This is a genomic window from Pseudoxanthomonas mexicana, assembly GCF_001556105.1.
Taxonomy (GTDB): domain Bacteria; phylum Pseudomonadota; class Gammaproteobacteria; order Xanthomonadales; family Xanthomonadaceae; genus Pseudoxanthomonas_A; species Pseudoxanthomonas_A mexicana_A.
Map to the genome: position 1 here is coordinate 25549 of NZ_LSIF01000019.1, position 24089 is coordinate 49637.

Here is a 24089-nt window from a genome sequence, read left to right on the forward strand (position 1 = left end):
CGGTCGCAGCGATGCGCTCATTTCCTGGGAGCGTCCACTTTCGCCAGCAACGCGCGCAATGCATCGTCCGGCGACTGCCCTTCGATCTGCAGTTCCGGCGACAACGTGATGCGATGGCGCAGGGCGGGCCGGGCGATGTCGCGCACGTCGTCGGGCGTGACGAAGTCGCGCCCCTGCAGCACGGCCTGCGCCCGTGCCGCACGCACCAGCGCGAGGCTGCCGCGCGGACCGGCGCCCAGCGAGATGCCCGGCCACTTGCGGGTAGCGGCGACGATGCGCACGGCGTAGTCGATCACTTCGGGATCGACGCGGATCGCGGCCGTCTCGCGCTGCATCGCCGCGATGTCGGCGGCACCCAGCACGCGCTTCACCTGCGACAGGTCGAAGTCGGCGGCGGTGCGCCCGGTGGTGATCGCATCGACCATGCGCTTCTCGTCCTCCAGCGCCGGATAGTCGATCAGCACCTTCAGCAGGAAGCGGTCCAGCTGCGCTTCCGGCAGCGGATAGGTGCCTTCCTGCTCCACCGGGTTCTGCGTGGCCAGCGCGATGAACGGCGGCGACAGTGCGAATGACTTGCCTTCGATCGTGACCTGGCCTTCCTGCATCACTTCGAGCAGGGCGGACTGGGTCTTGGCGGGTGCGCGGTTGATCTCGTCGGCCAGCAGGATGTTGGTGAACACCGGGCCGCGGCGGATCTGGAAGCTCTCGGTCTTCGGGTCGTAGACGGCATGGCCGCTGACATCGCTGGGCATCAGGTCGGGCGTGAACTGCACGCGTGCGTAGCTCAGCTCCAGCGCCTGCGCCAGCGCGCGCACCAGCAGGGTCTTGCCCAGTCCCGGCACACCCTCGATCAGCACATGGCCGCCGGCGAGCAGCGCGATCAGGATCTGGTCCAGCACGTCGGGCTGACCGATGAAGGCGCGCGAGACTTCCTCGCGCACGGCCTCGACGCGCTGGGACAGCGCATTGCCGGGCGTCGGCGGAAGCGCGGGCGGCGCGGCGGCGGTCTCGTCGTTCATAGGCGGTTTCTCAGTTGGATCAGCAGGGAGATGCGGTCACGGAAGCCCTGCCGGTCGTGCGAGGCAGGAACGTTGAGGGCGGTGCGGATGCGGTCGGCCGGTTGGCCGGTGCGGTCGGCGATGGCGGCGACCTGCGCGTCGCCGCTGAGTGCGGCGGCGACGGGATCGCGACGGCGCAGGCGCGCGAGGAACGCCTGCCTGACGGCGGAATAGAGCATGACGCCACGGCCGTAGCGGTAAAGATGTTCGCCGCTCGCGCGCACGTGTTCGAGCAGCGAGCGACGCTCGCCGGCCGGCGATGGCAGCGGCGGACCGAAGCGCTGCATGCGCATCCACAGCCACGCGGCGAGTGCGAGCAGCAGCGGCGCCCACACCATCCACCCGCGCAGGAACAGCGTGCGCCACAGCGACGGCATTTCCGCCGCGTAGACCAGGTGCATGGTGCCCTGGCGGTAGTTCGGCGCCAGCACCTGCCGCGCCAGTGCGCGATGCGGGCCATCGCGCAGGCCACCGACCGGCGGGGCGTCGAGCGTTTCCTGCATGAAGCTGCGCGTGGCGGTATTGGCCATGAAATCGAAATCGGCCAATACGTCGACGCGCCCCTTCCCGGCCGCGACGCGGGCGTAGACATACCCATGTTGCAGGTCGCCCCAGGCGAACTCGGGCACCACGCCGTCGAATGCGAAGCGCCGGCCACGGCAGAACTCGACGTGATGGTCCTCGCCTTCCACCTGGAAATCCACGCAGGAGGGCGTTTCATCCACCAGCCACGCCGACAGCAGGTCCAGCATCGCCGACTGCGGCGCATCCGGCCCCATCGTGTCTTCGCCTGGCGCGTACAGCGGCGTGCGGATCAACAGGTGTCCGCCCTCCTCGACCCATGCCAGCAGGCGTTCGGCCTCCGGCGGCGACAGCGCGCGCGGATCGTTGAACAGCAACAGCGTATCGCCCGCGGCCAATGCGTTGTCGTCCAGCATCAGGCGCTGGCGCGCGTTGACCTTCACGCCATCGGCTTCCAGCGTCTTCGCCAGCGCGTACAGCGGGTTGTAGGCGGCCTCGCCTGAAGGCGGTAGATGCAGGGTCTTCTCGACGCGATGGAAGGTGTGGCGGAACCAGAGGCCCAGCAGGGCGAGCACCACCAGCACGACGACCAGCGTCGCGCCGACCACGCGGCCGTTGCGGCGCGCGGACGTCATGACGCCCACCCGTAGCGCCGCTGCAGTTCGCCGACCAGCGCGTCGAACTCGGCTTCGTCCGGCAGGCGCTCGGCATAGGCGGCGTACTGCCACGTGCGCACGATGCGTGCGAACACGTTCCGGTCCTCCGCCTGCGGCAGGCGCCGCGACGCGCGCAGGCATTCCGCTTCGGTAGCGCCGGGTGGCAGCACGATGTCGACGCGTCGGCTCATGCTGTCCACGCTGGCGCGATAGAGCAGCGCCAGGGCCTGGCGCGGGCGGCCTTCGCGCCACCACCTGCGTGCCGCCGCGGCGACATCCTCCGGCAACGCATCCGGCAGCACCAGCGCATCGATCTGCGGCGCCTCGGGCGGCGCGGCATCCGGCCGCGCGAGGCCGCGCATCCACGGCCACCAGTAGCGCGCAGTCGCCAGCAGCGCCAGCACCAGGACGCCGACCACCAGCCACAGTCCCCATTCGCCGATGAAGGCCAGCGCGGCACCGATGCCCGACAACCAGGCCTTGTCGGAGTCCGACGCGTCGTCGGGCTTCTTCCGGTCCGGGTCGCGGCGCTCCCAGCTGGACTGCACATGGGTGCGGTCCAGCAGCGGATCGCGATACGCCTGGTCGGCCGCCTTGCGGAACGCACGATCATCGACACGCTGGTCGCCGAACACGATCGGCAGCGTCGGTGGCGTCGGCTTTTCTTCCTGCGCGTCCGACACCGCGGGCGCGGGCGTGGCAACCGGCGGCGCACCATGGCGCTCCTGCGCCTCCGCACCGCCCACCATGCCGACCCACAGCATGGCGACCAGCGCGACAGGGGCGGCGGCGGACAGCCGTGCGCGCAGCTTGCGGAAGACGATCTCCAGATCCCAGGCCTCGATCTGCGTGCGCCGGTTGAGGTACAGGCCGAAGCCCGCGCCGACGTAGAACGGTTCGATCACGCTGATCGCCGTCCAGGCCAGCGCATTCCACGCGAGCTTGAACCACAACGGCCATTCGATGGCAGCGACGGCGAAGGCCGCCTGCACGCTGTCCGGCAACAGGTCCTGCGGCAGGTACATCACCACCGCCACGATGCCGCCCAGGACCAGCACGCCCTGGAACACCAGGCAGATCCAGGTCAGCAGGATCGCCGTGCCGTAGGCCTGCCCGCCGAGCACGCGACGGCGCTGGCCCAGGCGCTCGCCCTGCACGCCTTCCAGCAGGTCGATCGGCATGTACAGCGAACGCACGGGACTGAGGCGACGCCAGGTGAGCAGGTGCAGCAGCGTGCGCGTGCCCCAGCCCAGTTGCGCGCGCAACGTCGCGCGCGTCGACGGCACGCTGCCGAACACCGCGCGCGAGATCACGTACAGCGGGATGCGATCGAAGGCGGGCTTCAGCCACCACATCAGAACCGCGGCCAGCCAGACCTGGTCGATCCACCACGCGCCGAGATTCAACAGCGCGAACACCGGCAGCGTCAGCCAGAGCCACGGCGCCCAGATGGCGCCGGCATGCCGGCGCACCAGCGCCATGCCCAGCTCGATGGCTTCCCAGTCGGAACGCGCGCGCAGGCGGACCGTCAGCTGCTCAATCCTCATCGGCCACCCCGCGCCCGCCGAAGCCCAGCCACAGCGCCACCAGTGTCCACAGCACGCCGGACACGCTGTACTTCACGGCGGCGGGAACGGATTGCGTCGACGACCAGAAGGCTTCGATGAACGCCGCGACCAGCAGCATGAAGGCCACGCCCAGGCACAGCCGAGCGCCTTTCACCCCCGCACGCGCCAGCGCATCGATGCGCCGGTATTGCCCGGGCGCGATCAGGCTCAGTCCCAGCCGCAGGCCGGCACCGCCGGCCAGCACGATCGCGGTGAGTTCGAACGGCGCATGCCCGCAGACGAAGCGCCACAGCGGATCGCCGTAACCGATCTGGTGAAGGTGGCCGAACACCGTGCCGATGCCGACGCCGTTGACGATCAGCACGAACAGCGCCCCCACGCCGGCGACCAGTCCACCGGCGAACGTGCGCAGGCCGATGCTGATGTTGTTCCAGATGTAGTGGCCGAACATCTCCCAGTCGGTACCGCTCTCGCGACCGAGTGCGTGGCTGGGATCGCTGGGGTCGTACATGCGTTCGTACATCGCCACCTGTTCGGGCGAGGCGATGCTGTACACGAGTTCCGGACGGACCTGCAGCAGCACGAACATCAGCACCAGCGGGACCACGAACACGGCCGCCGCCACCCACATGCAGCCGGCCTCGCTGCGCACCAGCCGCGGAAAATCCGCCAGCAGGAAGCGTGCCGCACGCTGCCAGCGCGGCGGCGGCGTGCGGTAGAGCACGCCGTGGCCTGCCTGCATCAACGCCTGCAGGCGATCCAGCACGGCGGGGCTGTACCCGCGGCTGCGCGCCAGCGCGAGGTGTTGGCAGATACGCCGGTAGCGTGCCGGCACGTCCTCGTCGGTGAGTGCGCCATGGTTGCGCTCGGCGCGCGCCCGCCGTGCACTCTCGCCACGTGCGTGCAACCACGATTCGAAGGCGAGCCATTCCGCCTGGTGGCGGGCGACGAACTGTTCCTGTCTCATCGGCGGCCCAGCAACCAGTTGGCCATGCCGTACAACCGCTGCACGCCCACCTGGCCCTGCGCGGCGGTGATGGGCTGGGCAAGATTGGCCAGTTCTTCCTGGCGCGATGCGGTCAGCTGCGGCGCGCGCTCACCGAACGCGACGATCGCGCCCTGTTCCTCCGGCAACAGCTGCGCGGGCGGCACGAAGACGGTATTGACCGGTGCCGGCGCGTGGTCGCGCTCGCCGCCGGCATGCACGACCAGCGTACCGGCGACCATGTCGCCCAAGCGGCGCGCATGCGGGTCGGCCAGACAGGCGACGAGGCCGGTGGCATAGCCGAACGGCAGCATGTCGACGGTCCGCAGCAGGTTGCGCGTGATCGCGGCCAGCCAACCGAGCGGCGCGCCGTCGGCAGACACCACGCGCAGGCCGAGGGCTTTCTTGCCGGGCGTCTGTCCGCGCCAGAGCGACTCCAGGATGATCGGGTACGCCCAGAACACCAGGAACACCACGATCAGGTGCAGGCCGTTGCCCACCTTGCCCAGCACGGCCAGCAGCATCGCCATGACCGCCACGATGCCGAGCCGGATGGCCAGGTCGATGCCCCAGGCCAGCGCGCGCGGCACCGGACCCGCCGCCGGCAGGTGCAGGCCCACGCCCTCGGGCGTGACGACTTCGCGATAGGTATCCAGCATCAGCCGCTCACCACGGGCGTGGTCCCCATGGCAGCGCGATGGCCGCGACCGGATCGATGTGGTGGAACCCGAGTGTCCCGCTGTCCATGCGCCTTCCCCATGCCTCGCGACTTTAGCCGCGAACGCCATCCTTGCCCAGCTACACTGCGCGCCATCGTGGACACCGTCTTCTCCTGCCGACCGGGTTGCGCGGCCTGCTGTACTGCGCCCTCGATCACCTCGCCGATCCCCGGCATGCCGCAGGGCAAGCCGGCCGGCGTCCCGTGCGTCCAGCTGGACGATGGGTTGCGCTGCCGGTTGTTCGGCACCCCGGAACGGCCTTCGTTCTGCGGCACACTGAAGCCCGGACCCGACATGTGCGGCACCAGCCGGCAGGACGCCATGGCGCTGCTGTCCGCCCTCGAGCGCGCCACCGCAACGATCACGTTGTCCTTTCCCTAGGAGAGCACGCATGCAGCGGACCTGGAACATGATCCTCGCCGCAGTGATCGCGGCCACGGTGATCGCACAACTGGCGCTGCTGGTGATGGGCGGGCAGGACGTGAACACCGCCACCGCGGCGGCGCCGGTTCCGCTTCCGGTGAAACTGCTGCGGTTCTTCAGCTACTTCACCGTGCAGAGCAACCTGCTGGTGCTGGCGGCGGCGATCAGCCTGGTGATGCGGCCCGACCGCGACGGTGCGCTGTGGCGGGTGCTGCGGCTGGACGCATTGCTCGGCATCGCGGTGACGGGCGTGGTGTTCGCCACGCTGCTGTCGGGACTCGTGCAGCCCAGCGGCATCGGCATCTGGATCAACGCCGGCTTCCACCAGTTCTCGCCGGTGTGGGCGCTGGCGGGCTGGCTGCTGTTGGGGCCGCGCCCGCGGATCGATGCGCGCACGATCCGCTGGGCGTTCGTCTGGCCCGTCGCCTGGCTGGTCTACACGATGGTGCACGGTGCGTTGACGGGCTGGTATCCCTATCCCTTCCTCAATGCGGACACGCTGGGATATGGCCGCGTCGGGCTGACCATCGTGGTCATCCTGGTGGCGTCGCTTGTCACCGCGTTCGTGTTCCAGGCGATCGAGCGCCGGCTGCCACCGACGCGCTAGGCGCTCACGCCACCCGCGTGGAAATCCACCAGGTCGTGCCGCCGACATCGCGGAAGCCGCCGCGGCGGTCGCCATCGCCGTTCTCTTCCGGTGCCTGCACCGGCTCGGCGGCGACCGCCGGCGCGCGCGACCACGTGGCGTCGACATCGGGCGGATGGAGATGCACGTGGCTGGCGATGGGCGGCCAGCCGGCCATCCTTTCGGCATCCAACACGGTGACGAGGAAATCGATCGTGCGCTGCGCGCCATCGACCACGGGATACGGGGACACCGAGGTGTAGCCCTCCGGCTTCCAGGCCATGCGGAGGGTCCGGGCAGCGCGGGATGCGCTGCCGGCCATCATGCAGCGGGGGATGTCGGCTGCAGGTAATGGTCCTTCAGCCGCACGTAGTGCGCCGCCGAATAATGCAGGCTCTCGATGTCCTTGTCGGAGAGCGCGCGCACGAACCGGGCCGGATTGCCGAGCCAGAGTTCGGCCTCGCCGACCACCTTGCCCGGACCCAGCACCGCGCCGGCGCCGAGGAAGCCGTACTTCCTCACCGTCGCGCCATCGAGGATGCAGGCGCCCATGCCGATCAGGCACAGGTCTTCGATGGTGCACGCATGGATGATCGTGCCGTGGCCGATGGTGACGTCGGCACCGATCAGCGTGGGATAGCCAGCCTTGTTGAACGGGCTGTGGTGGCTGACGTGGACGAGGGTGCCGTCCTGCACGTTGGTGCGCGCGCCGATGCGGATGAAGTTGACGTCGCCGCGCAGGACGGTGCCCGGCCAGACCGAGACGTCTTCGGCCAGTTCGACGTCACCGATGATCGTGGCGGCGGGATCGACGTAGACACGCGGCCCGAGGACGGGAAAACGGTCAAGGTAGGGGCGCAGGGCGGTCAGATTCGGATCCATGCCGGCATTGTAGTGCGCCCGCCCCAAAAGGAAGGCATACACTCGGGCCATGACGACTTTCCCGCACGCCGCCACGACCGCTGCCAACGCCGCCATCATTACCGCCAACGCCGCGATCACGGCGGCGAACGCGGCGAAACCCGACACCACTCCGGGCAACGCCGCGCCGGTTCCCGAGGGCGACACGCCGGTCGCCGTGCTGGCACCGACGCTGCAGCGGCTGCGCCAGGCCTGGCAGGCGCGCACGCCCGACGACGCGCAGCGCCGCGACGACCTGCAGCGGCTGCGCGACACGCTGAAGCGCCGGCTGCCGGAAATGGCCGATACCATCGCCGCCGATTTCGGCCACCGCTCGCGGCACGAATCGCTGATCGCCGACGGCATGACGGTGCTGAACGAGATCGACCATCTCGCCTCGCACCTGCGTCGCTGGATGAAGCCGAAGCGCGTCGGCGTGGGCTGGCGCTTCTGGCCGGCGCGCGCGGAGATCCGCCACGCGCCTGTCGGCGTGGTCGGCGTGATCGCGCCGTGGAACTACCCGGTGAACCTGGCGCTGATTCCACTGGCGACCGCCATCGCCGCCGGCAACCACGTGTACCTGAAGCCGTCGGAACACACGCCGCGCACGACCGCCTTCCTGCGCTCGCTGCTGGCGGAGGTATTCCCGCCGGAGCGCGTCAGCGTGGCCGCCGGGGGTGCCGAGGTGGCGGGCGCGTTCGCCGCATTGCCGTTCGACCACCTGGTGTTCACCGGCTCCACCGCGGTGGGCCGCAAGGTGATGGCCGCCGCCGCGCCGAACCTGACCCCGCTGACGCTGGAGCTGGGTGGCAAGTCGCCGGCCATCGTCTGCGACGATTTCCCCGTGGACCAGGCCGCGGCGCGCCTGGCGACGGGCAAGTGGTTCAACGGCGGGCAGACCTGCATCGCACCGGACTACGTGCTGCTGGTCGGTCGCCAGCGACGCGATGCGCTGGTGCAGGCGCTGCGGAACGAAGTCGCGGCGCGCTACGGCGACCTGTCCGATGCCGGCGACTTCACCCGCATCATCAACGACGGCCAGTTCGCGCGGCTGGAAAGCTATCTGGACGACGCACGCCAGCGCGGCCACGACGTGGTGCCGCTGGCGCCGACGCACGACCGCACGCAGCGCCTGTTCGCGCCGACCGTCGTCATCGAACCCGGCGACGACGCGAAGGTGATGCAGGACGAGATCTTCGGCCCCATCCTGCCGATCCGCACCGTCGACTCGCTGGACGACGCCATTGCCTACGTCAACGCGCACGACCGGCCGCTGGCGCTGTATCCCTTCAGCCACGATCGCGCGCGCGTGGAAACGATCCTGCGCACCACGCTGGCTGGCGGCGTCACCGTCAACGACACCGTGCTGCACTTCGGCATCAACGCGCTGCCGTTCGGCGGCATCGGCCCCAGCGGCATGGGTGCCTACCACGGCCGCTCCGGCTTCGATGCGATGAGCAAGGCGCTGCCGGTACTGTGGCAGCCGCGCCGCGCCGGCAGCGACCTGCTGAAGCCGCCGTACTCGAAGGTCGCGCGGTTCATCGATTTCATCATCCGCTAGCCACGCATGCGCAAGCTCGTCCGCAGCAGCAGTACCCGCACAGACCTGCGCGTCTACATGCTGCTGCTGGTCGGCGGCATGTTCGTATACGCCGGCTTGACGGTGGACCCGGCCAGCAACTGCGACCCCAGTGGACGCGAATGCGCCCCGTGGCTGGTGTCAGTGGCGTTCCTGATGGGCGTGGCGATGACCGGCATGGCGCTGGCGATGCTGGTACACGTGCGCCGCTGGGGCAGCCGGCTGGACCTCGAGGCGCGCACGCTGTGGTGGTGGGACGACGAGATCGCCCCCGGCGAACACGCCATCGCGCTCAACCGGATCGCGCGGATCCGCGTGCAGCGACCGGACGAGAGCGACGACCGCGTGTTCCTGTACGACCACGACGACGCGCCGCTGCGCTTCCCGTCCGAGCGCGGCGTTCCCTACGACGCGGTGCAGTGGGCGAAGGATCTGGCGACGCATTTCCCGCATATCCGCGTGGACGTGGAGGGTGGCTGAGGCGGGACGCGCCGCTGGCCGATGGATGCGGTTTCCACCGGTGGACGCGTCATCGATCGTCCTCGCTTAGAATCCCGCCATGAAGATCGCCAGCTGGAACGTCAATTCGCTCAACGTGCGCCTGCCGCACCTCACGCAATGGCTGGGCGCGTTCGCGCCGGATGTCGTAGGTCTGCAGGAAACGAAACTGGAAGATCACAAGTTCCCCGACACCGCGCTGGCGGAGGCGGGCTATCGCAGCGTGTTCGCCGGACAGAAGACCTACAACGGCGTGGCGCTGCTGTCGCGCGAGCCGATCGGCGATGTGCAGATCGGCATTCCCGGCTTCGAGGACGAGCAGAAGCGCGTGATCGCCGCCACCGTCGGCGAGGTACGCATCATCAACCTGTACGTGGTCAACGGCCAGGACGTGGGCACCGACAAGTACGCGTACAAGCTGCGCTGGCTCGACGCCGTGCACGACTGGATCGCCGCCGAACTCAAGGCCCATCCCAGGCTGGTGGTGATGGGCGATTTCAACATCGCGCCGGACGACCGTGACGTGTTCGACCCGAAGGTGTGGAACGACGACCACATCCTGACCTCCACCGCCGAGCGCGCGGCGCTGCAGCGGCTGTACGCGCTGGGGCTGCACGACGCGTTCCGCCTGCACAGCGACGAAGCCAACGTCTACAGCTGGTGGGATTACCGGATGGGCGGCCTGCGCCGCAACCTGGGCCTGCGCATCGACCTGACGCTGGTATCCGATGCGCTGCGCGCGGATGCGGTGGAATCCGGCATCGACCGCGAGCCGCGTACCTGGGAGCGACCGAGCGACCACGCACCGGCGTGGGTGCGGTTGGGCGGTTAAGCCGTCGCCGCAGGCTGCGCGTCCGGATGAACAAAGGCCCGGCATCGCTGCCGGGCCTTTGCATTGCCACGGACCCTGGGTGCGTCTCGAACGCGCACGCGGCCGCAGCGGAACCGTTACCTCGCCCTGCCCCTCGAGAACAGGTTGACGATGAGCAGCAGGACCACGGCACCGATGAACGCGGTGATCAGGAAGCCGACCCAGCCGCCGCCCAGTCCAAGACCCAGCGTCGGCAGCAGCCAGCCGCCGAGGAAACCGCCGATGATGCCGACCACGACATTCAGGATGATGCCTTGCGAGCCATCGCGCTTCATCACGATGCTGGCCAGCCAACCGGCGATGCCACCCACGATCAGATAGATGAGAAAATTCATTTCGTCGCGTCTCCCTCGATGGACAGGACCCCGTCGCGCGGGGCACGCTTGAATCTTCGACCAACGACGTGAAGCCGTCGTTATTCCACATGGGGGAAGCGTCCGTGCCTGTGTTTCATAACGCCATCCTCCGGTGCATGCACGCTGTGCCGCACCACGCCACGGACGCCCCAACGTGAGTTGGCGCGATGCCGGCGCGGACTGGCGGATGGATGGGATCGCGCTGTGGCTGTTGCCGCACGCACCGCGGCAGCGCGGCGAACCCGCGGCACGCGAGCATCTTGCGCGCGTGCTGGACACCGCGCCGCACGCACTGCCGATCACCCGCGATCCCCAGGGGCGTCCACACTTCATCGCGCCGCTGCATGCGCTTGAGACCGGCTGGAGCCACAGCGGCGAAGCGCTGTTGCTGGCGCTGGGCGAGAACGTGGAGCTGGGCGTGGACATCGAACGGCTCCGGCCGCGACCGCGGGCGATGGAACTGGCGCGTCGCTTCTACCACCCCGACGAAACCGCCTGGCTGCTGTCGCTCGATGGCGACGACATGCGCATGCTCGCCTTCGTGCGCCTGTGGTGCGCCAAGGAGGCGGTGCTGAAGGCGCACGGCCAGGGCATCGCCTTCGGCCTGCATCGCTTCCATGTGCGGCTCGCTGCCGAGGGCGTGCGATTGGCGTGGTGCGATCCCGCGCTGGGTCGCGTGGACGACTGGCACCTGCACGAGTGGGCACCACGCCCGGACTATCGCGCCGCGCTGGCGTGGCATCCGCGCGGTGCAGCGTGGCGGCCTGCGATAATGCCGCGATGAACGACACCGCCTTCCCCGCCGACCTGCGCGACGACCTCCATCGCGGCCTCGGCACGCTGGGACTCGACGCCGATGCGCTGGCGCCGCGCCTGCTCGCCTACCTGGCCCTGCTCGACCGCTGGAACAAGACCTACAACCTCACCGCCATCCGCGACCCGCGCGAGATGGTCACGCGTCACCTGCTGGATTCGCTGGCGATGCATCCCTTCGTCGATGAGCTGGCCGCGCGCGGCGGTGCATTGGCCGACCTCGGCACCGGACCCGGCCTGCCCGGCATTCCGCTGGCGATCGCCAAGCCCGGCCTGCGGGTGACGCTGGTGGAGAGCAACGGCAAGAAGGCGCGCTTCCTGCGCGAGGCCGTGCGCACGCTGAAACTGGACAACGCGCGCGTGGCCGAGTCGCGCGCGGAAGCGCTGGACGAACCGCAGGCCTACGACGCGCTGACCGCGCGTGCGCTCGACGTGCTGGCCGGCATCATCGAGGTCGGCGGGCACCTGCTGAAGCCCGGCGGCACGCTGCTGGCGATGAAGGGCGTGCGCCCGGACGAGGAGATCGCCGTCCTGCCCACCGGCTGGTCGGTAGCCACGATCGAATCGCTGGCCGTGCCCGGCCTGGTGGGCGAACGCCACATGGTCGTCGTCCGCCACGAGTGAAGCATGGCGCGCGCCAGCGCGCGGGAGGTAACTCCTTGATATGACTGAGCCGCTTCCGGCATGGCGATGGGAGAACGCAGCCCCATGACCGGCCGCGGCCGGTACGTCCGTTGGGATGATTTCGCACGCCCGCTCCCGACCCCGCATAATCCCCCCTCACCCCGGATTCGATAAGGCGCCCTCGCATGGCCCGCATCATCGCCGTCGCCAACCAGAAAGGCGGAGTCGGCAAGACCACCACCGCCGTGAACCTGGCCGCCGCGCTGGCACGCGCGCCGCAGCGGGTGCTGCTGGTCGACCTGGATGCGCAGGGCAACGCGACGATGGGCAGCGGCGTGGACAAGCGCGAGGTGGAGGCGTCCACCTGCGACGTGCTGCTGGGCGAGGTGGACGCGAAGGCCGCGGTGGTGACCACCGCCGAGGGCTTTGACCTGATGCCGGGCAACATCGACCTGACCGCGGCCGAGATCCAGCTGATGGACGTGGAAGGCCGCGAGCAGCGCCTGAAGAGCGCGCTGCAGCCGATCCGCAACGACTACGACTTCATCATCGTCGACTGCCCGCCGGCGCTGTCGCTGCTCACGCTCAACGCGCTGACCGCCGCCGATTCGGTGCTGGTGCCGATGCAGTGCGAGTACTACGCGCTGGAAGGCCTGTCGGCGCTGATGGAAACCATCGACGCACTGCGCGCGCGCCTGAATCCCGGCCTGGAGATCGAAGGCGTGCTGCGCACGATGTTCGACATCCGCAACAACCTGGCCAACGCCGTCTCCGGCGAACTGACCACGCACTTCGGCGACAAGGTGTTCCGCACCATCGTGCCGCGCAACGTGCGCGTGGCCGAAGCGCCCAGCCACGGACAGAGCATCGTGGGCTACGACCGCGCCTCGCGCGGCGGCGTCGCCTACCTGGGCCTGGCCGGCGAGATCCTGCGCCGCGCGGCCGACCGCAAGAAGCAACAGCAGCACATGGAGCACGCGTGATGAGCGCCCCGAAGAAGCGCGGCCTGGGTCGCGGCCTGGAAGCCCTGCTCGGCCCGAAGGCCGCCGAGACGCCGCCGCCGGAAGCGCAGCCGGGCGAAGCCCTGCGCACGCTGCCGGTCGCGCACCTGCAGCCAGGCAAGTACCAGCCGCGCATGGCGATGGATCCCTCCAAGCTCAGCGAGCTGGCGGAATCGATCAAGGCGCAGGGCGTGATCCAGCCGATCGTCGTGCGCGAACTATCGCCAGCCAAGTTCGAGATCGTCGCCGGTGAGCGCCGCTGGCGCGCGTCGCAGGAAGCCGGCCTGGCCGAAGTGCCGGTGGTCGTGCGCGAACTGGACGACCGCACCGTCATCGCGATGGCGCTGATCGAGAACATCCAGCGCGAAGACCTCAACCCGCTGGAAGAAGCGCAGTCGCTGCAGCGCCTGATCAACGAATTCGCTCTGACCCACGCCGAGGCCGCCGGCGCCGTCGGCCGCTCGCGCGCCGCGGTGTCCAACCTGCTGCGCCTGCTGGAACTGCCGCCGGCGATCCGCGCCCTGCTGGAAGCGCGCCGCCTCGAAATGGGCCATGCGCGTGCGCTGCTGACGCTGTCGCCCGACCTGGCCAGCAAGCTCGCCTCCGACGCCGCCGAACAGGGCTGGTCGGTGCGCGAAGTCGAACACCGCGCGCAGCAATTCGCTGCCGGCAAGGTACCCGTCAATGGCAAGAAGGCCAAGCCGGCGAAAGCCGCACCGCAGCCCGACATCGCCTCGCTGGAGACCGAACTGTCCGAAAGCCTCGGCACCCGCGTGACCATCGCCCACGGCCGCGGCGGCAAGGGCAAGCTGATCATCCAGTACACCGATCTGGACACGCTGGACGGCGTGCTCGAGCGCCTGCGCCCGAAGGGCTGAGGCGCTCAGGCGGTTGTGGGAATGCGGGATGTGGGAGCGACGCAAGTCGCGATAGCGCTGAGGCTGATTCACCGATAAGCAACAGCTCGCGACTTACGTCGCTCCCACAACGGGCCATGCCGCCCGGACGGGCACATCGCCCCTGCATTACCATCCGGCTTCCGCTTCCACCGGATGTCCGCTTTGAATCTCCGCACCGCCGCCCTGCTGCTCGCCTGCGCTCCGCTGCACGCGCTTGCCTTCGCTCCCTCCGACGCCGACCAGCGCTTCCAGGCGCTGTACGAGAAGGAGTGGAAGTGGCGGCAGGAGCAGACCGGCCAGGCCGACGAGGACGCCGACACCAGCGGCGACAAGCGCCGCTTGCCGGATGTCAGCGCCGACGCACAACTAGCGCGGCTACAGGTGTGGGAGCAGGTGCTGAAGGACCTCGACGGCCTCGATGCGACGGCGCTGTCGCCGGAGAACCGCATGAACCTGGCGATCTATCGCCCGCAGGTGGAGAACCTGGCCGACAAGGTCCGCCTGCGCGCTTACGAGATGCCGTTCAATTCGGATTCGTCGTTCTGGTCGAACCTGTCGTTCATGGCGCGCCGGCCGATGAAGACGGCGAACGACTACCGCGCTTACGCCGCGCGGTTGCGCGATGTGCCACGCCATTTCGACCAGCACATCACCAACATGCGCAGCGGCCTGAAGCGCGGCTTCACCGTGCCGCGTGCGGTGCTGGATGGCCGTGATGTATCGATCGCCGCGGTGGCCGACCTGAAGGACCCCGAGCAGTCCGCGTTCTACGCGCCGTACAGGAAGATGCCCGCCGGCATCCCGGCCGCCGAGCAGGAGGCGCTGCGCAAGGACGTCCGCGACGCGATCAGCCAGCAGGTGGTGCCGGCGTTCGGCACGCTGCTGACCTTCTTCCGCAGCGAGTACGTGCCGCAGGCGCGCACCACGCTGGCCGCGGAAGCGATGCCCGGCGGCAAGGCGTTCTACGCGCAGCAGATCCGCGAATACACCACGCTCGACCTCAGCGCCGAGCAGATCCACCAGATCGGCCTGAAGGAAGTGGCGCGCATCCAGGCCGAGATGCGGGAGGTCATCACGCAGACCGGCTTCAAGGGCCGGACTCCAGACAGCACGTTCGCCGAGTTCCTGGCCTTCCTGCGCACCGATCCGCAGTTCTACGCCAAGACGCCGCAGCAACTGCTCGACCGCGCCGCGTGGATCTCCAAGCGCGTGGACGGCGAGGTCGGCAAGGTCATCGGCACGTTGCCGCGCGGGCGCTTCACCATCGTCGAGGTGCCGGCCGACATCGCGCCGTTCTGGACCGCCGGTCGCGGCGGCCTGGGCACCTACTGGCTGAACACCTACGACCTGCCCTCGCGCCCGCTGTACAACCTGCCGGCGCTGACCCTGCACGAATCCTCGCCCGGCCACTCGCTGCAGGCCGCGCTGGCGCAGGAACAGGGCGAACAGCCCGCCTTCCGCCGCGAGAACTACATCTCCGCCTATGGCGAAGGCTGGGCGCTGTACACCGAGAAGCTGGGCAAGGAGATGGGCATCTACGAGACGCCGTACGAGGACTTCGGCCGGCTGACCTACGAGATGTGGCGCGCGACCCGCCTGGTCATCGACACCGGCGTGCACCACAAGGGCTGGACCCGCGACCAGGCCCTGGCCTACCTGCGCGACCACACCGCCCTGTCCGAACACGAGGTCACCACCGAGGTCGACCGCTACATCTCCTGGCCGGCCCAGGCGCTGAGCTACAAGCTGGGCGAGATCGCCATCGTCCGCCTGCGCGGCGAGGCCGAGCAGGCGCTGGGGCCGAAGTTCGACGTGAAGGCCTTCCACGACGCCGTGTTGAAACAGGGCTCGGTGACCCTGCCGGTGCTGGAAAGCCAGATCCGCGCCTTTATCACGGAGAGCAAGGCCGGGCCGGCCAAGCCGGCGACGGCCGCGCCGTGACCCCGTAGGGTGGGCCTCGGCCCACCTTGCCCGTCCGGCCCTCCGGTCCCCGAAACGCCGCGATGTCGGGCCAAGGCCCGACCCACGCCACGGGGTGGGCATTGGCCCAACGCGTCGCCGGCCCGGCGATCTGGCGCCCGGCCCGCCCTAAGTGCTTGCAGGGCAAGGGAAACCTCGGCATAATCGCCGGCTCGCTGCGTCCGGCATGACCGGATCTGCGGCCGGAAGCGCGATTCCGGCTTGTGTCAGCAGCGGTTTTCCTGCCGTATCGCGTGGTGTCCGACCTGTCCGCAGGCCGTACGCCGGGCCGCCGTTTCCCGGGCTACGGGCGACACAATCTATCTATCGAGGTGCGTATGTCCCGCGTATGCCAAGTGACCGGCAAGCGTGTGATGACGGGTAACAACGTCAGCCACGCCAACAACAAGACCCGTCGTCGTTTCCTGCCCAACCTGCATGAGCGTCGCTTCTGGGTCGCCAGCGAGAACCGCTGGATCAAGCTGAAAGTTTCCGCGCACGCGCTGCGCACCATCGACAAGAACGGCATCGACTCCGTCCTGGCCGAGCTGCGTGCGCGCGGCGAGAAGATCTGAGGAGTAACCGACCATGGCATCCAAGCGCGACAAGATCCGTCTGATCTCCTCGGCCAACACCGGCCACTTCTACACGACGGACAAGAACAAGAAGAACACCCCGGGCAAGATGGAAATCAAGAAGTACGACCCGGTCGTGCGCAAGCACGTGATCTACAAGGAAGGCAAGATCAAGTGAGCCTGGGGCGAAAGCCCGGCCCACCGCCTCCAGAAAACCCCGCTTCGGCGGGGTTTTTCTTTTTTGCTCCGACCACGCGGAAAAGCTGCCCCTCATCCGCCCTTCGGGCACCTTCTCCCCGCATGCGGGGAGAAGGAACCGCTACTCGGGTTTTCTTTGCCCGCCCGCACCAGCAGAATCAGGCCATCCCCCTCGGACGGATGCGCCGCATGGACTGGTCCTTCGGCACCGCGCTGCTGATCGTCGACTGGCTGATCCGGCTGGCCGCGCTGTGGTGGATTCCCAGCCGGACCACGCCGGCCGCCGCGCGCAGCTGGCTGCTGCTGGTCGGTTTCGTGCCGCTGCTCGGCCTGCCGTTGTACCTGCTGCTCGGCCATCCGTGGTTGTCGCGCGAACGCATCGAGCGGCAGGCGCGCGCGTCGGATGTGATCCGCGAAGAACAGCGCCCGCTCAGCGCCCTGCGCTGGACGCCGCGCGACGGCGCCGCCGCCGAGATGGCGCCGCTGATCGAACGCCAGGGCGCCTTCATGCCCACGCACGGCAATACCGTGGCGTTGCTCGACGATTACGACGCCTCGCTGCGCGCACTGCTCGACGATATCGACGGCGCCACGCAGCAGGTCCACCTGCTGTATTACCTGATGTTCGACGATGCCGTAGGCGAGGCCGTCACTGCCGCGCTCTCCCGCGCCGTCGCCCGCGGTGTCGCATGCCGGATGTTGCTGGATGCGGTCGGTGCCAAGCGTGGCCTGCGCGCCTACGCCCCGCGCCTGCGCGCGGCCGGCGTCCAGGTGTATGCGATGCTGCCCGGCGGCCTGCAGTGGCGGCGCAGCGGGCGCATGGACCTGCGCAACCACCGCAAGATCGCCGTGATCGACAACGGCATCGGCTACGTCGGGTCGCAGAACCTGGCCGACGCCGTGTTCGTGCCCGGCCATCCGAACCGCGAACTGGTCGCGCGCGTACAGGGACCGGTGGTGGCGCATCTGGAAGGCGTGTTCGCGAGCGACTGGTACATCGAAACCGGGGAGCGCCTCGACGTGCAACCCGACCTCCAGGTACAGCCGCAGGATGTCGCCACGCAGCTGCTGCCCAGCGGACCGGCGTATCCGTTCGAGAACGCACGCGATACCGTCAACGCACTGGTCCATCTCGCCCGCCGGAGCGTGGTGCTGACCACGCCCTACTTCGTCCCGGACGACGCCACGCTCAGTGCGCTGAGGATCGCCGCGCTGTCCGGCGTGGACGTGCAACTGGTGCTGTCGGCCACCAACAACCAGCCGCTGACCGCGTGGGCGCAGCAGTCGTATTACGAGGAACTGTTGGCCTGCGGGGTGAAGATCGCGCTGTACCGGCCGCACTTCCTGCATGCCAAGCACCTGACGGTGGACGACGACATCGCCCTGGTCGGTTCGATCAACCTGGACATCCGTTCGTTCGCGCTCAACGCGGAGATCGGCCTGGTCTGCTACGACGCCGATGTCGTCGCGCGGATCCGCGCGATCGAGGCAGATTATCTCGCGCATGCCGACGACGTCGACCGCGACCGCTGGCGACAGCGGCCGGGCTGGCAGCGCAGCCGCGAAGGCATCGCTCGCCTCGCGGACTCGCTGATGTAACGACGCCGTGCCGCAGGAGCGCCGCGGCCCGTTCGCCTACAATGGCGGCATGACTGCCGCGACCGACATGCCCCTGCCGCCCTGCGACCTCGCGATCATCGGCGGCGGCGCCGGCGGCGTGCTCGCGGCGATGCAGGCACTGCGCCTGGCCACCACGCCATTGCGCATCGTGATGATCGAGCCGCGTGAGGTGCTGGCGCAGGGCGTGGCCTATGCGACCACCTACGGCGAACACGTCCTCAACGTGCCTGCAGGCCGCATGAGCGCCTTCGACGACCGCCCTGCGGATTTCCTCGATTACGTCGTCGCCACCACACCGCCGGATGGCCCGGACCGCGAGACGCTGGCGCACGCCTTCATTGCGCGCCGCCGCTACGGCGACTACCTGCGCACGCGCCTGCAGGAAACCATCGCCGCCAGCCCGGCCTCGCTGCAGATCGTGCAGGACAGCGTGCCCGAACTCGATGCGCGCGACGACGGTGCGACGCTGCACCTGGCCGCGCACGGACCGCTCGAGGCCGCCGGCGTGGTGCTCGCGGTCGGCAATACGCCGAAGCCGCTGCCGGCGCGCGGCGCACCGCAGCTGCCCGAAGGCCGCTCGCTGGCGGCCTGGGATTTCGACGCGGTGAAGGCGATCCCGACCGACGCCGAGCTCTGCATCATCGGTTCCGGCCTGAGCATGGTGGATACCGTGCTCAGCCTGGCCGACAACGGCCACACCGGCGCGATCCACGTGCTGTCGCGCCATGCCCTGCTGCCGTTGCCGCATTGCCATGGCGCCGCAGCGACCTTCGATCCTGCGCCGCTGCAGGCGATGGACCTGCGCGCGCGCATGCGCTTCCTGCGCGTGGCGGCGAAGCAGGCCGTCGCCGATGGCCTGCCGTGGCAAGCGGCGATGGAACGCATCCGTCCGCACGGCCAGGCGCTGTGGCAGTCGCTGTCGCTGCCCGACCAGCGCCGCTTCCTGCGCCACGTGGTGCGCCAGTGGGACGTGCACCGTCACCGCATCGCGCCGGAGGTGCACGCCATGCTGCAGGCCCTGCTCGACCGCGGCCAGCTGCGCCTGCACCGCGGCCGCCTGGATACGGTGATGAACGAGGGCCGCCGCCTGCGCGTGACCACGCATACCCGCGACGGTCGCACCGACGAGTTCGACGTCGACTACGTGGTCAACGCCACCGGCGTGGAAATGCGCGCGCAGACCATGCGCAATCCGCTGCTGCACGACGTGCTGGGCAAGGGCCACGCACAGCCGGGACCGCACGGCATCGGCCTGAAGGCCGCGCGCGATGGCCGCATGGTCGACGCCGACGGCAACCCGCAGCCGCGCGTGTTCATCCTCGGCAGCCTGCGCATCGGCTGCGTGTGGGAAAGCATCGCCATCCCCGAGCTGCGCGGGCAGGCCGAGACCGCCGTGCGCGAACTGCTGGCGGTTCCCGCACCCTGACCCGCGGCCGCGGCATGCGCCAGCCGGTACACTCGACAGCGTTCTGAGCGCCGGGAGAGGGCGTTGGTTTCGAGCTGGATCCTGCTGTTGGTGTCGGTCGGCTATGCCGCGCTGCTGTTCGGCGTGGCGTGGTGGGGCGACCGCCGCCCGATGTACCCCGACCGCCCCTGGCTTCGCCCGGTCGTCTACAGCCTGGCGCTGGCGGTGTACTGCTCGTCGTGGACGTTCTACGGCGCGGTCGGCAGCGCGGTGCGCAATGGCCTCGGTTACCTGCCGATCTACCTCGGCCCGGTCCTGCTGCTGCTGTTCGGCTGGCGCATCATCGAACGGCTGGCATTGATCGCCCGCAGTGAGAACACGGTCTCCATCGCGGACTTCATTTCCTCGCGCTACGGCCGTTCGCGCCGGCTGGCCGCCCTGGTCACGGTGATCGCGCTGATCGGCGTGGTGCCGTATCTCGCGCTGCAGTACAAGGCCGTGGCAATGAGCCTCAGTGTGCTGAGCGGCGAAGGTGGCGACAGCCCGCATGGCTTCTTCACCGATCCCGCGTTGTACGTCGCGCTGCTGATGGCGCTGTTCGCCGCGCTCTTCGGCACGCGCCAGGTCGACGCCACCGAGCACCACCACGGCATGATGCTGGCGATCTCGCTGGAGTCGGTGGTCAAGCTGGTGGCCATGATCGCGGTGGGCGTGTTCGCCTACCTGTGGCTGGACGACAACGCCTTCCGCGTCACCGATTCCGCGCGCACGCTGTTCGAAAATGCGCCGCCGGTCGGCTTCATCGCGCAGACATTGCTCGGCTTCCTGGCGATCGTGTGCCTGCCGCGCCAGTTCCACGTGGCGGTGGTGGAATGCAGCGACGTCGGCGATATCCGCAAGGCGCGCTGGCTGTTCGGCGGCTACCTGGTGCTGTTCTCGCTGATGGTGATCCCGGTGGCCGCCGCCGGTGCGGCGCTGTTCGGCGGCACCAGCGTGGCCGACGACAGCTACGTGCTCGCGCTGCCGCTGGCGGAAGGTCGCACCGCGCTGGCGATCATCGCCTACGTCGGCGGCTTCTCCGCCGCCACCGGCATGGTGATCGTGGCGAGCATCGCGCTGGCCACGATGGTCAGCAACGACCTGATCATGCCGGTCCTGTTGCGCCGCGGCTGGGCGGACCACCATGCCGAAGCCGACGTCGCTTCGCGCGTGCTGTGGATCCGCCGCGTGGCGATCCTGCTGCTGGCGCTGACGGCGTACTCGTACTACCGCAGCAGCAGCAACGACAGCACGCTGGCGTCGTACGGCCTGATGGCATTCGCCGCGGTCGCGCAATTCGCACCCGGCCTGATCGGTGGCCTGTACTGGCGCGGCGCCAGCCGGCGCGGCGTGGAGGTCGGCATGGTGCTCGGCTTCGCCACCTGGATCTACACGCTGCTGCTGCCGACGATGACGCAGGCCGGCTGGTTCGACCTGCTGTGGCTGCATGACGGCCCGTTCGGCATCCGCTGGCTGCGCCCGCAGCAGCTGTTCGGCCTGAGCGGCTGGGACACGCTGACGCACGGCACGTTCTGGTCGCTGCTGGTCAACACGGGCGCGATGATGATCGTCTCGGCACGCTCGCGTCCCGGCGTCGACGAACGCCTGCGCGCCGCGCCCTTCCTCGATCCCTATGCGCAGCGTCCCGCACTGGTCGCCGGCGAATGGCCGGGCAGCGTGCGCGTGGGCGACCTGCGTACGCTGGCCGAGCGCGTGGTCGGCGAGCGCCACGCGCGCCGTGCGTTCGCCGAGCAGGCGCAGCTGCTCGAACGCGAATTCCAGCCCCATGCGCCGGCCGACCGGGCGTGGGTCCAGTTCACCGAGCGCCTGCTCGCCGCCGCGATCGGTGCGGCCTCCGCGCGCATCGTGCTGACCAGCGTGCTGCGCGGCTCGGGCATGGAGCTGGGCGAAGTGGTCGCGGTGCTCGACCAGGCGGGCCAAGAGCTGCGCTTCAACCGCGAGATCCTGTCGACCACGCTGGAGAACATCAGCGCCGGCGTCAGCGTGGTGGATCCGGACATGCGCCTGGTGGCATGGAACCGGCGCTACCAGCAGATGTTCGGCTATCCGGACGGCATGCTGTACGTGGGACGTCCGGTCGCCGATCTTATCCGCTACAACGCCGAGCGTGGCGAACTCGGCGACGGCGACATCGACGCACAGATCAACAAGCGCATCCGCTATATGCGCGCCGGTTCGCCGCATATCTTCGAACGCGTGCGTCCCGACGGCCAGGTGATCGAAATGCGCGGGCAACCGCTGCCCGGCGGCGGCTATGTCACCAGTTACAACGACATCACCGATTTCAAGCATGCCGAAGCGTTGCTGCTGGAAACCAACGAAACGCTGGAACAGCGCGTCGCCGAACGCAGCGAAGCCGCCGAGCACGCGCAGCAGTCACGCACGCGCTTTCTCGCGGCAATCAGCCACGACGTGCTGCAACCGCTCAACGCGGCGCGCCTGTTCGTCAGCGCACTGCGCGACAGTGAACAGGGCGGCGATCCGCAGGCACAGGAACGCCAGCACCTGGCCGAGCGCGTCGATGCGTCGCTGCGCGCCGCCGAGGAACTGCTGGATGGCCTGCTGGACGTGTCACGCCTGGATGCCGGCGGCCTGCACACGCAGATCACCGATTTCGACGCCGGCGAACTGCTGCGCGAGCTCGCCGCGCAGTACGCGCCCGTGGCGGCCGGCCGCGGCCTGAAGCTGCACGTGCACGCACGCGCGATCCCGGTACGCAGCGACCGCCGCCTGCTGCGCCGCGTGCTGCAGAACTTCCTCGCCAACGCACTGCGATACACGCGCGAGGGCCGCATCGTGATCGGCATGCGTGTACAGGGCGAGCGAGTGGCGCTGCAGGTGTGGGACACCGGCCCGGGTATTCCCGAAAACCACATGCGGCAGATCTACAACGAGTTCCACCGCTACCAGCAGCCGTTCGACTGGGGCGAGCGCGGCCTCGGCCTCGGCCTGTCGATCTGCCAGCGCATCTCGCGCCTGCTGGAACACGAACTGGACGCACGCAGCAGCGTCGACCGCGGCAGCATGTTCTCCATCGTCGTCCCACGCGGATCGCCGCTCAGCGAACGGCGCGCGTCGGCGCGCCGAGCCTTGTCCAGCGATTCGCTGGCCGGCCTGCGCGTACTGTGCGTGGACAACGACCGCGAGATCATCGACGGCATGCAGGCGCTGCTCGGTCGCTGGCAGGTGGACGTCATCACCGCCACGACGGTGGACGAGGCGCTGGAGAAGATCGCCGAGGGCCCGGCGGTGATGCTGGTGGACTACCACCTGCACGACCGGCTCGACGGCCTGGCCACGCTCGACGCCCTGCGTGCCGCCAGCCCCGGCCCCATCGCTGGCGCCCTGCTCACCGCCGATGGCCGCGACGAACTGAAACGCGAAGCCCGCGAGCGCGGTTACCGCTTGCTTACCAAACCGGTAAAACCCGCCTCGCTGCGCGCGTTCCTGGCCGCGCATCATGTGCCAGTGCCTTCCCCGGCGACCGATTGACCAGCCGTCTCACCTCCGCAGACTGAACGCGTTGTCGATGCAGACGCGCTCCGGCTTTGTCCGTGGATCGCTCGAACGACGGCGATTGCACCGCCAATTCCGGTTATGTCCCGGCCTGAAGTGGGTGACAAGCGAGCCGCGCTATCACCCCCGCTCCACACTGATATCAAGTCACTCCTGCGCTTTATCCAAATATCTCCGGCAGCAAGAAAGCGGCCCGCTGCGCAGCCCCCGCGGAAGCAGTTGATTGGAAAGCGTTTTCCATGTTGACGCCCAACCCCAACTACCTGAATACTCGGCAATATCACCCCAAAATGGGGTCTACTAGGCGTTATGCGTGGGTGGGCGTTCTTGTTGGGTCGGCTTCGGTCGTCACCGGGCTTCGCGTTGTTACTGGCTTCGGCGCTGATCGGCCGTTGACGGTTCCGGTTCCGCTGCCTTTTGCTGCTTCGCTTGTCTTGGCTTCGGTTGCATCGTGTGTGCTCCGCGCGGTTCTAGGCCAGGTTCGCGGCTTGCGGATGGGCGGCGCTGTCGGCTTCGGCTTCAAGCGCAGCCGGCCCCTCGCTGCTACGGGCTGACGGTGGGTGATTTCCGGCTCCCGGTCATCGCGCAGCCGTTGCAGGCGACCGGCTTCGGGCTTACCTTGGTGCATAACAACTCGTCCAAGCCGAACCCGCTTCGCG

General features: G+C 69.0%; 23 protein-coding genes. 15 read left to right on the forward strand and 8 right to left on the reverse strand.

All coding sequences use genetic code 11. The features are described 5' to 3' along the window. Nucleotides 1–17: 17 nt before the first annotated feature. From AX730_RS02595 to AX730_RS02615, 5 genes are read right to left on the reverse strand one after another with little or no spacing between them, the layout of a single operon-like run. The gene (locus AX730_RS02595) at nucleotides 18–1019 is read right to left on the reverse strand and encodes an AAA family ATPase (RefSeq protein ID WP_062351515.1); all 1002 of its coding nucleotides are present in this window, start codon (nucleotides 1017–1019) and stop codon (nucleotides 18–20) included. After that, the gene (locus AX730_RS02600) at nucleotides 1016–2215 is read right to left on the reverse strand and encodes a DUF4350 domain-containing protein (protein ID WP_062351580.1); all 1200 of its coding nucleotides are present in this window, start codon (nucleotides 2213–2215) and stop codon (nucleotides 1016–1018) included. The genes AX730_RS02595 and AX730_RS02600 overlap by 4 nt, the downstream gene beginning before the upstream one ends. Beyond that, nucleotides 2212–3783, reverse strand: coding sequence for a DUF4129 domain-containing protein (locus AX730_RS02605; RefSeq protein ID WP_062351522.1), 1572 nt, complete (start codon nucleotides 3781–3783; stop codon nucleotides 2212–2214). The genes AX730_RS02600 and AX730_RS02605 overlap by 4 nt, the downstream gene beginning before the upstream one ends. Beyond that, entirely contained in the window at nucleotides 3773–4771 is a 999-nt protein-coding gene (locus tag AX730_RS02610) for a stage II sporulation protein M (protein ID WP_062351532.1), read from the reverse strand. Before AX730_RS02610 ends, AX730_RS02605 begins: the two co-directional genes overlap by 11 nt. Further along, nucleotides 4768–5448 carry an RDD family protein gene (locus AX730_RS02615; protein ID WP_062351536.1) on the reverse strand — a complete coding sequence of 227 codons (681 nt, stop codon included), beginning with the start codon at nucleotides 5446–5448 and terminating at the stop codon, nucleotides 4768–4770. The genes AX730_RS02610 and AX730_RS02615 overlap by 4 nt, the downstream gene beginning before the upstream one ends. Before the next feature lie 156 nt (nucleotides 5449–5604). Between AX730_RS02615 and AX730_RS02620 the strand changes: the two genes are divergently transcribed. Both AX730_RS02620 and AX730_RS02625 read left to right on the forward strand, forming a co-directional pair. Further along, complete coding sequence (locus AX730_RS02620; protein WP_083537666.1) at nucleotides 5605–5889, forward strand: YkgJ family cysteine cluster protein; 285 nt, start codon at nucleotides 5605–5607, stop codon at nucleotides 5887–5889. Between the two features lie 10 nt (nucleotides 5890–5899). Beyond that, nucleotides 5900–6538, forward strand: a complete 639-nt coding sequence (locus tag AX730_RS02625) for a Pr6Pr family membrane protein (protein ID WP_062351541.1) — start codon at nucleotides 5900–5902, stop codon at nucleotides 6536–6538. 4 nt (nucleotides 6539–6542) lie between these two features. Here AX730_RS02625 and AX730_RS02630 read toward each other — a convergent pair whose 3' ends face one another. Together AX730_RS02630 and AX730_RS02635 are read right to left on the reverse strand one after the other, a co-directional pair. Next, on the reverse strand, nucleotides 6543–6839 hold the full coding sequence (locus AX730_RS02630; protein ID WP_062351544.1) for a VOC family protein: 297 nt from the start codon (nucleotides 6837–6839) through the stop codon (nucleotides 6543–6545). Nucleotides 6840–6877: 38 nt separating this feature from the next. Beyond that, nucleotides 6878–7438, reverse strand: coding sequence for a gamma carbonic anhydrase family protein (locus AX730_RS02635; RefSeq protein ID WP_407071466.1), 561 nt, complete (start codon nucleotides 7436–7438; stop codon nucleotides 6878–6880). A 49-nt stretch (nucleotides 7439–7487) separates the two neighbouring features. On the opposite strand from AX730_RS02635, the gene AX730_RS02640 reads away from it, so the two are divergent. From AX730_RS02640 to xth, 3 genes are all read left to right on the forward strand, one after another. After that, entirely contained in the window at nucleotides 7488–9017 is a 1530-nt protein-coding gene (locus tag AX730_RS02640; protein ID WP_083537667.1) for a coniferyl aldehyde dehydrogenase, read from the forward strand. A 6-nt stretch (nucleotides 9018–9023) separates the two neighbouring features. Then, on the forward strand, nucleotides 9024–9515 hold the full coding sequence (locus AX730_RS02645; RefSeq protein WP_062351546.1) for a hypothetical protein: 492 nt from the start codon (nucleotides 9024–9026) through the stop codon (nucleotides 9513–9515). 79 nt (nucleotides 9516–9594) lie between these two features. Further along, nucleotides 9595–10365, forward strand: coding sequence for an exodeoxyribonuclease III (xth, locus tag AX730_RS02650; protein WP_062351549.1), 771 nt, complete (start codon nucleotides 9595–9597; stop codon nucleotides 10363–10365). Nucleotides 10366–10481: 116 nt separating this feature from the next. Here xth and AX730_RS02655 read toward each other — a convergent pair whose 3' ends face one another. Next, complete coding sequence (locus AX730_RS02655) at nucleotides 10482–10739, reverse strand: GlsB/YeaQ/YmgE family stress response membrane protein (RefSeq protein ID WP_062351552.1); 258 nt, start codon at nucleotides 10737–10739, stop codon at nucleotides 10482–10484. Nucleotides 10740–10947: 208 nt separating this feature from the next. Between AX730_RS02655 and AX730_RS02660 the strand changes: the two genes are divergently transcribed. The 10 genes from AX730_RS02660 (at nucleotide 10948) to AX730_RS02705 (ending at nucleotide 23406) form a co-directional block, all read left to right on the forward strand. Continuing rightward, complete coding sequence (locus AX730_RS02660; RefSeq protein WP_062351555.1) at nucleotides 10948–11544, forward strand: 4'-phosphopantetheinyl transferase family protein; 597 nt, start codon at nucleotides 10948–10950, stop codon at nucleotides 11542–11544. Further along, on the forward strand, nucleotides 11541–12197 hold the full coding sequence (gene rsmG / locus AX730_RS02665) for a 16S rRNA (guanine(527)-N(7))-methyltransferase RsmG (RefSeq protein ID WP_062351558.1): 657 nt from the start codon (nucleotides 11541–11543) through the stop codon (nucleotides 12195–12197). The genes AX730_RS02660 and rsmG overlap by 4 nt, the downstream gene beginning before the upstream one ends. A gap of 185 nt (nucleotides 12198–12382) precedes the next feature. Beyond that, nucleotides 12383–13180: a ParA family protein gene (locus AX730_RS02670; protein WP_062351561.1), complete on the forward strand. Its 798-nt coding sequence runs from the start codon at nucleotides 12383–12385 to the stop codon at nucleotides 13178–13180. Then, complete coding sequence (locus AX730_RS02675; RefSeq protein ID WP_062351564.1) at nucleotides 13180–14076, forward strand: ParB/RepB/Spo0J family partition protein; 897 nt, start codon at nucleotides 13180–13182, stop codon at nucleotides 14074–14076. Before AX730_RS02670 ends, AX730_RS02675 begins: the two co-directional genes overlap by 1 nt. A gap of 174 nt (nucleotides 14077–14250) precedes the next feature. Beyond that, nucleotides 14251–16038 (forward strand): DUF885 domain-containing protein, encoded by a 1788-nt coding sequence (locus tag AX730_RS02680; RefSeq protein ID WP_083537668.1) that lies wholly within the window; start codon nucleotides 14251–14253, stop codon nucleotides 16036–16038. Between the two features lie 356 nt (nucleotides 16039–16394). Beyond that, nucleotides 16395–16631, forward strand: a complete 237-nt coding sequence (rpmB, locus tag AX730_RS02685) for a 50S ribosomal protein L28 (RefSeq protein WP_062351567.1) — start codon at nucleotides 16395–16397, stop codon at nucleotides 16629–16631. A 13-nt stretch (nucleotides 16632–16644) separates the two neighbouring features. Next, nucleotides 16645–16809, forward strand: coding sequence for a 50S ribosomal protein L33 (gene rpmG, locus AX730_RS02690; protein ID WP_027070918.1), 165 nt, complete (start codon nucleotides 16645–16647; stop codon nucleotides 16807–16809). A 200-nt stretch (nucleotides 16810–17009) separates the two neighbouring features. Next, a complete protein-coding gene (gene cls / locus AX730_RS02695; RefSeq protein ID WP_062351570.1) occupies nucleotides 17010–18428 on the forward strand; it encodes a cardiolipin synthase in 1419 nt (472 codons plus the stop codon). Between the two features lie 49 nt (nucleotides 18429–18477). Beyond that, nucleotides 18478–19875 (forward strand): FAD/NAD(P)-binding protein, encoded by a 1398-nt coding sequence (locus tag AX730_RS02700; RefSeq protein ID WP_232310159.1) that lies wholly within the window; start codon nucleotides 18478–18480, stop codon nucleotides 19873–19875. 63 nt (nucleotides 19876–19938) lie between these two features. After that, nucleotides 19939–23406 carry a hybrid sensor histidine kinase/response regulator gene (locus AX730_RS02705; RefSeq protein ID WP_062351573.1) on the forward strand — a complete coding sequence of 1156 codons (3468 nt, stop codon included), beginning with the start codon at nucleotides 19939–19941 and terminating at the stop codon, nucleotides 23404–23406. The last annotated feature ends 683 nt before the right edge of the window (nucleotides 23407–24089 follow it).

What these genes read in the sequence shown, in the direction of transcription:
- AX730_RS02635 (WP_407071466.1), bottom strand. Translation starts at nt 7,438, where the DNA reads ATGGATCCGAATCTGACCGCCCTGCGCCCCTACCTTGACCGTTTTCCC.
- AX730_RS02600 (WP_062351580.1), bottom strand. Translation starts at nt 2,215, where the DNA reads ATGACGTCCGCGCGCCGCAACGGCCGCGTGGTCGGCGCGACGCTGGTC.
- AX730_RS02610 (WP_062351532.1), bottom strand. Translation starts at nt 4,771, where the DNA reads ATGAGACAGGAACAGTTCGTCGCCCGCCACCAGGCGGAATGGCTCGCC.
- AX730_RS02630 (WP_062351544.1), bottom strand. Translation starts at nt 6,839, where the DNA reads ATGGCCTGGAAGCCGGAGGGCTACACCTCGGTGTCCCCGTATCCCGTG.
- AX730_RS02640 (WP_083537667.1), top strand. Translation starts at nt 7,488, where the DNA reads ATGACGACTTTCCCGCACGCCGCCACGACCGCTGCCAACGCCGCCATC.
- AX730_RS02615 (WP_062351536.1), bottom strand. Translation starts at nt 5,448, where the DNA reads ATGCTGGATACCTATCGCGAAGTCGTCACGCCCGAGGGCGTGGGCCTG.
- AX730_RS02675 (WP_062351564.1), top strand. Translation starts at nt 13,180, where the DNA reads ATGAGCGCCCCGAAGAAGCGCGGCCTGGGTCGCGGCCTGGAAGCCCTG.
- AX730_RS02680 (WP_083537668.1), top strand. Translation starts at nt 14,251, where the DNA reads ATGTCCGCTTTGAATCTCCGCACCGCCGCCCTGCTGCTCGCCTGCGCT.
- cls (WP_062351570.1), top strand. Translation starts at nt 17,010, where the DNA reads ATGCGCCGCATGGACTGGTCCTTCGGCACCGCGCTGCTGATCGTCGAC.
- AX730_RS02700 (WP_232310159.1), top strand. Translation starts at nt 18,478, where the DNA reads ATGACTGCCGCGACCGACATGCCCCTGCCGCCCTGCGACCTCGCGATC.
- AX730_RS02670 (WP_062351561.1), top strand. Translation starts at nt 12,383, where the DNA reads ATGGCCCGCATCATCGCCGTCGCCAACCAGAAAGGCGGAGTCGGCAAG.
- AX730_RS02625 (WP_062351541.1), top strand. Translation starts at nt 5,900, where the DNA reads ATGCAGCGGACCTGGAACATGATCCTCGCCGCAGTGATCGCGGCCACG.
- AX730_RS02595 (WP_062351515.1), bottom strand. Translation starts at nt 1,019, where the DNA reads ATGAACGACGAGACCGCCGCCGCGCCGCCCGCGCTTCCGCCGACGCCC.
- AX730_RS02660 (WP_062351555.1), top strand. Translation starts at nt 10,948, where the DNA reads ATGGATGGGATCGCGCTGTGGCTGTTGCCGCACGCACCGCGGCAGCGC.
- rpmB (WP_062351567.1), top strand. Translation starts at nt 16,395, where the DNA reads ATGTCCCGCGTATGCCAAGTGACCGGCAAGCGTGTGATGACGGGTAAC.
- rsmG (WP_062351558.1), top strand. Translation starts at nt 11,541, where the DNA reads ATGAACGACACCGCCTTCCCCGCCGACCTGCGCGACGACCTCCATCGC.
- rpmG (WP_027070918.1), top strand. Translation starts at nt 16,645, where the DNA reads ATGGCATCCAAGCGCGACAAGATCCGTCTGATCTCCTCGGCCAACACC.
- xth (WP_062351549.1), top strand. Translation starts at nt 9,595, where the DNA reads ATGAAGATCGCCAGCTGGAACGTCAATTCGCTCAACGTGCGCCTGCCG.
- AX730_RS02605 (WP_062351522.1), bottom strand. Translation starts at nt 3,783, where the DNA reads ATGAGGATTGAGCAGCTGACGGTCCGCCTGCGCGCGCGTTCCGACTGG.
- AX730_RS02655 (WP_062351552.1), bottom strand. Translation starts at nt 10,739, where the DNA reads ATGAATTTTCTCATCTATCTGATCGTGGGTGGCATCGCCGGTTGGCTG.
- AX730_RS02645 (WP_062351546.1), top strand. Translation starts at nt 9,024, where the DNA reads ATGCGCAAGCTCGTCCGCAGCAGCAGTACCCGCACAGACCTGCGCGTC.